Source organism: Finegoldia sp. (assembly GCF_046991905.1).
Classification (GTDB): domain Bacteria; phylum Bacillota; class Clostridia; order Tissierellales; family Peptoniphilaceae; genus Finegoldia.
Genome location: NZ_JBKWZF010000006.1, coordinates 27,573 through 39,632, shown reverse-complemented (window position 1 = coordinate 39,632; position 12,060 = coordinate 27,573). Strand labels below are relative to the sequence as shown.

Here is a 12,060-nt window from a genome sequence, read left to right as displayed (position 1 = left end):
GCATTTATTCTAATAGTGTGTAATAATGATTGTAGAGCATAAATACATAATACGCTCTAAAATTACAAGGGGGTAAAGCAATATGGCTTATAAAATTTCTGACGATTGTATCGCTTGCGGACAATGTAAACCTGAATGTCCAGTAGATTGTATTTCTGAAGGGGACATTTATACAATTGATCAAGATGCATGTATCGATTGTGGTTCTTGTGCTGACGTATGTCCAGTAGATGCTCCACATCAAGACTGCTAATTTTAGGGGAGAATTAGACTACTCATTTTTGAGTGGTCTATTTTTTTAATATGAAAAGAGAACATTTTATACCGAAAACAGATTTAAAAATAATTGCTGATGATGAGAAATTTTCTTTTACGATAGATTCAATACTCCTTACTGATTTTGCGAAAATAAAAAGAGATACTAACCTTATCGATATAGGATGTGGTACGGGAATACTGATGTTAAGGTGTATGAGTTTGTATAATTTGTCATATTGCATTGGAATTGAAATTCAAAAAGATGTGGCAGAGATGTTAAAAGAAACTATAGCCATAAATAATCTGAAAAATGCCGATGTTATCAATGATGATTTTAAAAATGTTGACATCAAAAACGATTCTATCGACAACATAATAGTCAATCCACCTTATCAGAAAAATGGACATGGTATTTCTAATAAGAATACCAATTTTCATACATCGAGATACGATAATGAAATGAAATTGGAAGATTTGTTTGAATTTGCAAAGTTAAAGCTCAAATCGAATAGGTCTTTGTTTATGATAAATAGATGCGAAAGATTGGTTGATTTACTTAGTATTGGAAGAAATTATAATATGGAAGCGAAAAGAATTAGATTTGTACAATCTAGATTTGACGATAAGCCCAATTTAGTTATGATACAATTTGTGAAAAATCAGAAACCTTTCTTGACTTTTGAGAAGAATTTGATTATATACAAAAATGAAGACTACACACAAGAGGTGATGGATATATATGGAATTAGAAAAATCTAAAATTTACGTTGTGCCAACTCCAATTGGAAATTTAGAAGATATGACATTGAGGTCGTTGGATGTTTTGAAAAACGTAGATATTATTTATTGTGAAGATACGAGAAATACTTCAAAATTATTAAATTATTATGATATTAAAACACCTCTTGTGAGTTATCATAAGCACAACGAACAAAGCAGGTCAGAAGAAATTATCGACAAAATTTTACTGGAAAATATCAACTGCGCAGTAGTAAGTGATGCAGGAATGCCATCAATAAGCGATCCGGGACAAATTTTATTGGAAAAAGCGATTGATAGGGATGTTGATATTGAAGTGTTGCCTGGTGCAAGTGCTTCTATAACTGCTCTGGTGAGAAGTGGTTTTGATAGTTTGCAATTTATGTTTTTGGGATTTGTGCCAAGAAAAAACGCAGAAAAAAACAAATTCTACGAGCAAATCAAAAATGCTACAATGACTACTATAATATACGAATCGGTGCACAGGATAGAATCCACAGTAGAAGAACTTAGTAAGTTTTTAGGAAGTAGGAAAATTTGTGTTCTACGAGAGCTTACTAAAATTCACGAATCGGTTATCAAAGGAACGTGCGCTGAAGTGATGGAAATGCTAAAAAATGAAACTGTAAAAGGGGAGTTTGTAATTGTAATTGACAAGCTCATCGAAGAAGATGAAGATATAGATGTAAAAGAAAAGCTTACAGAACTTATTGACGATGGAATTTCAAAAAAACAAGCAGTTAAAATAGTAAGTGACTTATACGATCTTAAGAAAAATGATGTCTACAAAGTGAGCTTAGAATTATGATTTCAAAAGATTTGATTGATGCAGTATCTAATTTAGACAAAAGCTTGAAACAGCGTAAAAATATCGCAAAATTAACCAGAAAAGATGTTAGAAAATTAATAACAGGAGAAATTGGCGATATTAAATTTTTTGATACATTTAGCATTGAAAAGCTAAAAGAGATTAAAAATGCAGGAGATATTTGCGTTGTCGATGGGTCTGTAAATAGAATTGGTGCCAATTATCCTAACTATGTAGAGTTTTTTCAATCCATGGCACTTTTAGGATCCGACCAAGAGCCTGTGGTTAGGGCGGATATTTTGTGCCCTTTGGTTGATAACTTTTCAGAAAAGGACCAATTTGATATATCTAAGAAAACATTATGTGCTACTGAACTTGCAGTTGCGACTGATGCAGTGCTAAATCACAATGTAAAAATACTTATGATGGATGGAACTCTAATGAGGTATGCACTTGAAGCGGAAAATGAATACAAAAATCTCGTCAATGTTTGCAAGGACAAAGGCATTCTTATGGTTGGCGTGGTTGAAGAGGTCAGCACTAAAATTATAATGGAAACAATGATATCTTTGAAACAGGAAATTGGAATGCTTTTCGACAGGGAAGCTTTGTTTAATGTTTTGGATATGAATGAAGGATTTATTGTGGATGATCATAAATCCAGAAAAGAAAAGTACGAAATTGAGCAAGCATTCATTAGGACTTCTAAGGAACCTAGTGTGATAGCTATTGATATTCCAAAGATAAATAGGAATGATTTTAATAAAATAATTTCATTTGTACTTACGATGTGTGATGAAAATACGAGAGGAATACCATTTTTATTAGATATGGTTGATAAGAAAACTAGAATTGACAACAAACAAGCTGAAATTTTGGCGAAAAAATATTTGGATACAGAAATTTATCAATCAATATTTCGAACTCAAAGGAGTAAGAGGGTTATATAATGCAAGATTTAGATTTTAGAGTAGTCGGAATGACCGACCAAATCGAATGTTTCGTGGCAAGTAAATACGATAGATTAAGGATCAACGAATACATGATAGTGGAAGATTTGAAACAAGGTGATATATTGTGTCAAGTTACTGAAACTCACAGCGTCAACGAATTTATGGAGTCTAATACGGCGGATTCTTATATAACAAAAGAACAGATTTTAAAACTCAAATCAGTAGGATACAACATTTCTGATGGAATCAAATATATATACAAATTCCGCGTGATGGACGATCCAGCATTTGCAATAGAAGCAGGATCTATTGTTAGAAAACCAAAATTTGACGAAATTAAACACTTATTCTACTCTGGTTCAATTGACAAATCCCTAGAAATAGGAATTATAAAAAACACCGAAGAAATTTATAAAACTTGCCCTGATGAATACAAGAATTTGCTTAAAATAATGGATTCCAATCAAAAAATTCACGACCAAGAAGAATTGGTGTATTTGTTTAACTACTACAACATGATTGAATATCCTCACATAGGTATTTTTGGAGGATCGGGTTCTGGTAAATCATATGGGCTTCGTGTTGTGATAGAAGAACTCATGAAAAAATCGGTTCCGACAATAGTATTTGACCCTCATAATCAAATGGTTTTTAAAGACAGAACTATGGAAAATTACGGGATAGATTTTTCTGATAGATTTGAAGTTTTAAAAGTTGGAGAAGATTTGGGGATTAATTTTCCAGATTTGAACAGATACGAACTTATAAGTTTAATCGAAACCCAAGGAGAACTTACAGAATCCATGAAATCCGCCTACGAAGCGATTTTAGACAAAGATTATATTAACCATTCAAGTGCTAATGATTTCTTAGATTATTTGACTACTATTTCCAAAGCGTTGTCTGACAAAGACGATGATACTACTGGATATTATGAAAGATTTTCACAACTTGTAAATGTCGATTCACTTCAGGCTGTTATAAGAAGGTTTAACAGATTATTGAATACAGATATATTCTTGAATTCCTCACAAAAACTTTTTGAAGCACTATTAGAGGGTAAGACAGTTATAATTCAAGGGACTCAAAAAATGCTCAACTTATATGCTTCTTATGCGGTAAATTCTTGCTACAGAAAAAGAAGAAGATACGTTGATGCTACGACTGGCGATTATTTTCCTATTATTTGCATGGTTTTTGATGAAGCACATAATTTCTGTGGCAGCGACCAGATTTCTGTAACTAGGAGAATAATTAAAGAAATCGCACAAGAAGGTAGAAAATACGGGGTATTTTTGATACTAGCATCTCAAAGAATGGCAGCAATCGAACAAACTACAATTGCACAATTATCTACAAAATTTATTTTCAGGATTTCAACTGAAAAAGACCTTGAAGTTATTAGGAAAGAAACCGATTTGTCTTCTGAAGAAATAAGAAGACTTCCATATCTATCAAACGGTGATGTATTCATATCGCAAGCTCAAATTGGGAAAACTTTGTTTGCAAGAATTAGATTAGCCTACACTACACAACCTAAATTCAAAAACCCATTTGATGAGATGTATAGAATGCTTCAACTAAGCGTAGAAAAAAAGAATGAATCCGACAAACAATTGCTACAAATGCTAATAGAAGACAATGTATTTCCGATAACATTAGATTTGTTCAGAATATGCAAAATTATAGAAGAAAGACATAACCTAAAAATAGGGGTTAATGAGTTGGAAGATAAATTGAATAAACTTAGCAAAGATGGATATATAACTAAGAAAAAGTCGATTATGGGAGAAAGCTACTATTTAAAAGAGGAGTAATATGAAAGTTAGTTTAAATACGAAAGTTATGAACGTTTTTTGTGGGATAAATTCAAAAATAAGATTGAACAAGTTATTTGATTATATGCTTGAATGTTCCATTAAACAGGAAGAAATTCTTAAAGAAGAGCTTAAAGATTTGAAAGGGAGTTGGATTATATATCAATGGGATGTTGATATATATGATATGCCTGAAAGATTTGACGATTTGACAATTCAAACTTACCACACTTATACCAGAAAATTCTACGCTTTTCGTAACTACGATGTTTTTAGAAATGGCGAACTAATTGTAAGAGCTAAAACAAAATGGCTGCTTGTAAATCCGGAAAAGAAGCTTCCTATGAGAATAGGTGATGATCTCGGAGTGATTTACGGAAGAGAAGATGGATATGAAATAATAGAAAAAGATGTGGAGTTACTAGATGGCGATTATGAAAAGTGTGGTGAGTATACTGTAAGAAAAACAGATATAGATTACAATTATCACGCAAACAATGCTAGATATATAGAATGGATTGAAAATTATCTTGACTATGACACAATTAAAAAGGTGGAAGTTGTATATAAGAAAGAACTTAAACTAGATGAAACTGTTGAAATTTATAAATTGGTAGAAGATTCCATCGTTTATTTCAAATTAATTTCTGATGGAGTTTTGAAAACAATTATAAAAATTACGAAATAAATTTAGCTCACAAAATGAATTTTTTGTTTTGTGAGTTTTTTTATTTTGAATTTTAGGAAATAGCTAAAATTTCGCAAAAAATAATTGACAAAATAAAACTGTTGTTATATAATTCTAAGATACAGTATAAAAATGGATAATTATGCTATAAAGTAGATTATTTAGGAGTTTAAGATAGTATAAGGGGTGAAGTATATGCATACTGAAAAGTATGGAGTAACGGACAGAGTTAGCTTTTCTAGGAACGAAAATGTTTTGGGACTTCCAAATCTTATTGGTATTCAAACTGATAGTTTTGATTGGTTTGTAAAAAAAGGTATTAAGGAAGTTTTTGAAGATATTAGTCCTATAAAAGATTATGCGGGTAGTCTTGTTTTGGAATTTGTGGATTATTATTTTGAGGAAAATCCAAAATATACAATCCAAGAGGCAAAAGACAGAGATACTAACTATTCTTGCCCGTTAAAAGTGAAAGTAAGATTAATTAACACCGACACAGAAGAAGTAAAAGAACAAGAAGTTTTTATGGGTGATTTCCCTTTGATGACAGACAGCGGTACATTTATCATCAATGGTGCTGAAAGGGTAATTGTAAGCCAACTTGTAAGAAGTCCTGGTGTTTACTTCGCCGAAGAAATTGATAAATCAGGTAATAGCAATTTCGCATCTACAGTTATTCCAAACAGAGGTGCTTGGCTCGAAATGGATACTGATGCAAGTGGTGTAGTGAATATTAGAATCGACAGAACTAGAAAATTACCTGTTACTACATTACTTAGAGCTTTATTATTTGACACTGATGATGAAATAATTGAAGCTATGGGAGATTCTGAAATTTTAAGAAAAACTCTCGAAAAAGAAATTTCAAAAGACAGAGAAAGTGCTTTAATTGAAATTTATAAGAAATTAAAACCAGGAGATCCTGCATCTTTAGAAAGTGCAGAACCTTTGATAAACAACATGTTCTTCGACAGTAGAAGATATGACTTAGCAAAGGTAGGACGTTACAAATTTAATAAAAAATTATCTTTGAGAGACAGAATAACTAATCAAAAAGCAAAAGAAGATGTTGTGGATACATCAACAGGAGAAATATTAGCTACTGCAGGAGATTTGATTACTGAAGAAATGGCAATCGGAATCGAAAATGCAGGTATCAATGTTGTTGATGTTATTGGACACGAAGGTCAAAGTGTTCGTGTTATTGGTAACCACTTTGTTGATTTGGATAGTTTTGGTTTGGATATGGATTTATCTGATTTGAATTTGTCAGAAAAAGTTTATTATCCTATTATGGAAAAAATCTTGGAAGAAAATGATGACGAAAAATCAATCAGAAGAGCAATTGAAGAAAATGTTCATCAATTATCCCCAATTCATATAATCCATTCAGATATTTTGGCATCCATTAACTACGAATTCAATTTATTCTTTGGAATTGGTTCTACAGATGATATCGACCATTTGGGTAACAGACGTGTTAGAACTATTGGGGAATTGTTACAAAATCAATTCAGAATTGGTCTATCAAGAATGGAAAGAGTTGTTAGAGAAAGAATGAGCACTCAAGATCCTGACTTGGCAACTCCACAATCATTGATTAATGTTCGTCCAGTTACAGCTGCAATCAAAGAATTCTTTGGTTCAAGTCAATTGTCACAATTTATGGAACAAACAAACCCATTGGCAGAACTTACACATAAGAGAAGATTATCTGCATTAGGACCTGGTGGATTGTCAAGAGATAGAGCAGGCGTTGAAGTGCGTGACGTTCACGACTCTCACTACGGTAGAATTTGTCCAATAGAAACACCAGAAGGACCAAACATCGGTCTTATAACTTCTATGACAACTTATTCAACTACTAATGAATATGGATTCTTGGAAACACCTTACAGACGTGTAGACAAAGAAACTGGAGAAGTTACAGAAGATATTGTATATTTGACAGCTGATGAAGAAGATAAATATATAATTGCACAAGCAAACGAACCATTAGACGAAAACTCAAGATTTATAAATGAAAGAGTTTCTGGTCGTGGTATTAACGGCGAAAATGATATTTATCCAAGAGAACTTGTTGATTTTATGGACGTTAGTCCACAACAAATCGTATCTGTAGGTACAGCTATGATTCCTTTCTTGGAAAACGACGATGCCACTCGTGCATTGATGGGTTCAAACATGCAAAGACAAGCAGTTCCATTGTTAGCAACTCAAGCGCCAATTATTGGTACTGGAATTGAACACAAGGCTGCAAAAGATTCAGGTGTTGTTGTAAAAGCAAAACACAAAGGTACAGTTACTAAAGTATCTTCTGATATGATTGAAATTACTCGTGACGAAGATAGAAAAGTTGATAAGTACACTATTCGTAAGTTTAAAAAAGCAAACCAAGGCACTACTTTCAATCAAAGACCTATCGTAAATAAAGGGGACAAGGTTGATGTTGATGATATAATCGCAGACGGTCCAAGTACAAATATGGGAGAAATGGCTTTAGGTAAGAACATTCTTATTGCATTCATGACTTGGGAAGGATACAACTACGAAGATGCGATGCTTTTAAACGAAAAATTAGTTGTAGACGATGTATTGACATCTGTTCATATAGAGGAACACGAATCAGAAGCTCGTGAAACAAAATTAGGCGCTGAAGAAATCACTAAGGATATTCCTAATGTCGGCGAAGACATGAGAAAAAATCTAGACGATGAGGGAATTATAAGAATTGGTGCTGAAGTAAAATCAGGAGATATTTTGGTAGGAAAAGTTACTCCAAAAGGAGAAACTGAATTATCTGCTGAAGAAAGATTATTGAGAGCAATCTTTGGCGAAAAAGCCAGAGAAGTAAGAGATACTTCATTGAGAGTTCCTCATGGGGAATCTGGTGTTGTTGTCGATGTTAAAACTTATTCAAGAGCAAACGGCGATGAATTATCACCAGGTGTAAATAAGGTAGTTAGAGTATTCGTAGCTACTAAGAGAAAAATCATGGTTGGGGATAAAATGTGTGGTCGTCACGGTAACAAGGGTGTCGTTTCTAGAATTATGCCAGAAGAAGACATGCCATATTTACCAGACGGTACACCAGTACAAGTAGTTCTTAACCCATTAGGGGTGCCAAGTCGTATGAACATCGGACAAGTACTTGAAGTTCACTTGGGACTTGCAGCTAATAAATTAGGTTGGAAAGTTGCTACACCAGTATTTGATGGTGCAAGCGACCTTGAAATAGAAGATGCTTTGGAAGAAGCAGGATATCCAAAGACAGGAAAGATTTGGTTAAGAGATGGTAGAAGTGGAGAATACTTCGACAACCCAGTAACTGTAGGATATATGTATATGTTGAAACTACACCACATGGTTGCAGAAAAAATCCACGCTAGATCAACTGGACCATACTCTCTTGTAACTCAACAACCATTGGGTGGTAAAGCTCAATTTGGTGGTCAAAGATTTGGAGAAATGGAAGTTTGGGCATTAGAAGCATATGGTGCAGCTCATACTCTTCAAGAAATTTTAACAGTAAAATCAGATGATGTTGTAGGTCGTGTTAAAACTTACGAAGCTATTATTAAGGGCGAAAACATTCCTGAACCAGGAATTCCAGAATCATTCAAAGTTTTAATTAAAGAACTTCAATCATTATCTTTGGATGTTAAATTACTTGATGAAAATAATGAAGAAGTCGAATTGATAGAAGAAGACGATGATTCTACAGAATTCGGCAGCGATGATAGACTATAAGAAAGGAGAGGGCTCCTTGGTACAAAAAAATACTTTTGAAGCTATGAAAATTGGTTTGGCTTCACCAGACAAAATCAGACAATGGTCTTGGGGAGAAGTTAAAAAACCAGAAACTATAAATTATAGAACACTAAAACCTGAAAAAGAAGGTTTATTCTGTGAAAAAATATTTGGACCTACAAAAGATTACGAATGTAATTGTGGTAAATACAAAAGAATAAGATACAAGGGTATTGTATGCGAAAAATGTGGTGTAGAAGTTACTAAATCAAAAGTTAGACGTGAAAGAATGGGCCACATTGAACTTGCAACTCCTGTAAGTCATATATGGTATTTCAAAGGAATTCCATCACGTATGGGATTGTTATTGGATATGAGTCCTAGAGCACTTGAAAAAGTTCTTTATTTTGCATCATTTGTAGTAATAGATCCAGGTAAAACTGATTTATACGAAAAACAATTATTAACTGAACAAGAATACGAAGAATACTGCGATAAATACGAAGAAGATGTTGATTTCAGAGCTAAAATGGGAGCTGAAGCAATCAAAGAACTTCTTCAAAAAATAGACTTACAAGAAGAATACAAAAATCTTACTGAAACTTTTGAAGGCGCAACTGGACAAAAGAAAGTTAGGATTTTAAGAAGACTTGAAGTTGTTGAAGCTTTTATAGAATCCAAAAATGATCCTTCTTGGATGATTATGGATGTTATCCCAGTTATTCCACCAGATATCAGACCTATGGTGCAACTTGAAGGTGGAAGATTTGCTACAAGTGATTTGAATGATTTGTATAGAAGAGTAATCAATAGAAACAATCGTCTAAAAAGATTATTGGATATTGGATCTCCTGAAATCATTGTAAGAAACGAAAAAAGAATGCTTCAAGAAGCAGTAGATGCACTTATCGACAATGGTAGACGTGGTAAACCTGTAACAGGACCTGGTAACAGACCATTAAAGAGTTTGTCAGATATGCTTAAAGGTAAATCTGGTCGTTTCAGACAAAACTTGTTAGGTAAGAGAGTTGACTATTCTGGTCGTTCAGTAATAGTTATCGGACCAAACTTGAAATTCTACCAATGCGGTCTTCCTAAGAAAATGGCGCTTGAATTATTCAAACCATTTGTTATTCGTGAATTAGTTAAAAGAGAGATTTCACACAATGTTAAAAACGCTAAGAAATTAGTAGAAAGAGAAAACGACAAAGTGTGGGATGTTTTGGAAGATATTATAGTCGATCATCCAGTATTATTAAACCGTGCACCGACTTTGCATAGACTTGGTATTCAAGCATTTGAACCAATTCTAGTTGAAGGAAAAGCTATCAAACTTCACCCATTGGTATGTACAGCATACAATGCGGACTTCGATGGTGACCAAATGGCAGTCCATTTGCCACTTTCACCAGAAGCACAAGCTGAAGCTAGACTTTTGATGTTAAGTACGAACAACATACTTGCACCAAAAGATGGTAAGCCAATAACTACACCTTCTCAAGACATGGTACTTGGTTCATTTTACATGACTACAAGAAAAGAAGGTCAAAAAGGCGAAGGTTTAGTATTTAAAGATATTGACGAAATGATGCTAGCTTATGCAATGCATTATGTAACATTACAAACAATTGTAAAAGTTAAACGTGATAGTGTTAATAACGATGGAACAAGCAAAATCGTAGAAAGCACAGTGGGTAGATTTATTTTCAACGAAGGAATTCCTCAAGATTTGGGTATGGTAAATAGAGAAGAAGATCCATATTCACTTGAAGTTGATTTGCAAGTTGATAAGAAAATGCTATCTAAAATCATAGATTTGACATTTAGAAAATATGGAAATATTAGAACAGCTGAGTTATTGGACTATATTAAATCTATGGGATACAAGTACTCCACAATTGGTGCTTTGACAATATCAATGGGAGATATTACAATTCCAGATTCTAAGAAAACAATAATTGATCAAGCTGAACAAAGAATTGATATGGTTCAAGATATCTATCTTCAAGGGGATATTACTAACGAAGAAAGATACAAGAAAGTAATTGTTATTTGGGAACAATGTATTAAAGACGTTACAAGAGCGTTGATGAACAACCTTCCTGATGACAATAACTTGAATATCATGGCTGTTTCTGGAGCCCGTGGTAGTGAAAACCAAATCAGACAATTAGGTGGTATGCGTGGTCTTATGTCCGATACTGCTGGTAATACAATTGAAATTCCTATCACATCTAACTTCCGTGAAGGTCTTTCAGTACAAGAATTCTTTATCTCAACTCACGGTTCAAGAAAAGGTCTATCAGATACAGCTCTTAGAACTGCAGACTCTGGATATTTGACAAGAAGACTTGTTGATGTATCACAAGATGTTATAATAACTGAAGATGATTGCGGCACAGATGAATATATAGTTGCAAAAGAAATCAAAGACGGCAACAGACAAGTAGAAGATTTGAAATCGAGAATTATCGGCAGATATGCATTTGAAGATATTCTTGATCTAGATACTGGCGAAATCATCGTTCACAAGAATGATATGATTAATGAAGCAATCGCTGAAAAAATCGAATCAAAAGGTATTAAGGAAGTAAAAGTTAGAAGTGTTCTTGGTTGCAAGATGAAACACGGTGTTTGTGCTAAATGTTACGGTAGAAACTTAGCTACAGGTAAACATGTAAATATTGGTGAAGCCGTAGGTATTATCGCTGCACAATCAATCGGTGAACCGGGTACACAATTGACAATGAGAACTTTCCACTCAGGTGGTATTGCCGGAGTAGGAATCACATCAGGTCTTCCTAGAGTTGAAGAATTATTTGAAGCTCGTAAACCAAAAGGACTTGCATATATTACTGAAATAGAAGGTTCTGTAAAAATTCAAGAAAACAAAAAGAGAAATGATGTTATAGTAACTGCTGAAGATGGTGAAGAAAGAATATACCAAATTCCTTACGGATCTCACATCAGAGTTAACGATGGAGATCATGTTGAAAAGGGAGAACCATTAACAGAAGGTTCAATCAA

General features: G+C 33.6%; 8 protein-coding genes. All 8 read left to right on the top strand.

All coding sequences use genetic code 11. The annotated features are described in order from the left end of the window. Positions 1-82 precede the first annotated feature (82 nt). Positions 83-253, top strand: a complete 171-nt coding sequence (locus ACLUJM_RS04085) for a DUF362 domain-containing protein (protein WP_002835022.1) — start codon at positions 83-85, stop codon at positions 251-253. Positions 254-303: 50 nt separating this feature from the next. Beyond that, positions 304-1,017: a tRNA1(Val) (adenine(37)-N6)-methyltransferase gene (locus tag ACLUJM_RS04080; protein ID WP_294685076.1), complete on the top strand. Its 714-nt coding sequence runs from the start codon at positions 304-306 to the stop codon at positions 1,015-1,017. After that, positions 998-1,825, top strand: a complete 828-nt coding sequence (rsmI, locus tag ACLUJM_RS04075) for a 16S rRNA (cytidine(1402)-2'-O)-methyltransferase (RefSeq protein ID WP_294685077.1) — start codon at positions 998-1,000, stop codon at positions 1,823-1,825. Before ACLUJM_RS04080 ends, rsmI begins: the two co-directional genes overlap by 20 nt. Further along, a complete protein-coding gene (locus ACLUJM_RS04070) occupies positions 1,822-2,775 on the top strand; it encodes a DNA double-strand break repair nuclease NurA (protein WP_294685078.1) in 954 nt (317 codons plus the stop codon). The genes rsmI and ACLUJM_RS04070 overlap by 4 nt, the downstream gene beginning before the upstream one ends. After that, entirely contained in the window at positions 2,775-4,595 is a 1,821-nt protein-coding gene (locus ACLUJM_RS04065) for an ATP-binding protein (RefSeq protein WP_294685080.1), read from the top strand. The genes ACLUJM_RS04070 and ACLUJM_RS04065 overlap by 1 nt, the downstream gene beginning before the upstream one ends. Before the next feature lies 1 nt (position 4,596). Further along, on the top strand, positions 4,597-5,283 hold the full coding sequence (locus ACLUJM_RS04060; protein ID WP_294685081.1) for an acyl-[acyl-carrier-protein] thioesterase: 687 nt from the start codon (positions 4,597-4,599) through the stop codon (positions 5,281-5,283). A gap of 195 nt (positions 5,284-5,478) precedes the next feature. Continuing rightward, a complete protein-coding gene (locus tag ACLUJM_RS04055; RefSeq protein WP_294685082.1) occupies positions 5,479-9,033 on the top strand; it encodes a DNA-directed RNA polymerase subunit beta in 3,555 nt (1,184 codons plus the stop codon). Positions 9,034-9,049: 16 nt separating this feature from the next. Then, on the top strand, positions 9,050-12,060 hold a 3,011-nt coding region (gene rpoC / locus ACLUJM_RS04050; protein ID WP_412412271.1), incomplete at its 3' end, for a DNA-directed RNA polymerase subunit beta'.

Bases quoted from the DNA above. Each gene is read 5' to 3' on its own strand.
- ACLUJM_RS04080 (WP_294685076.1), top strand. From the start codon at position 304: ATGAAAAGAGAACATTTTATACCGAAAACAGATTTAAAAATAATTGCT.
- rsmI (WP_294685077.1), top strand. From the start codon at position 998: ATGGAATTAGAAAAATCTAAAATTTACGTTGTGCCAACTCCAATTGGA.
- ACLUJM_RS04060 (WP_294685081.1), top strand. From the start codon at position 4,597: ATGAAAGTTAGTTTAAATACGAAAGTTATGAACGTTTTTTGTGGGATA.
- ACLUJM_RS04055 (WP_294685082.1), top strand. From the start codon at position 5,479: ATGCATACTGAAAAGTATGGAGTAACGGACAGAGTTAGCTTTTCTAGG.
- ACLUJM_RS04070 (WP_294685078.1), top strand. From the start codon at position 1,822: ATGATTTCAAAAGATTTGATTGATGCAGTATCTAATTTAGACAAAAGC.
- ACLUJM_RS04085 (WP_002835022.1), top strand. From the start codon at position 83: ATGGCTTATAAAATTTCTGACGATTGTATCGCTTGCGGACAATGTAAA.
- ACLUJM_RS04065 (WP_294685080.1), top strand. From the start codon at position 2,775: ATGCAAGATTTAGATTTTAGAGTAGTCGGAATGACCGACCAAATCGAA.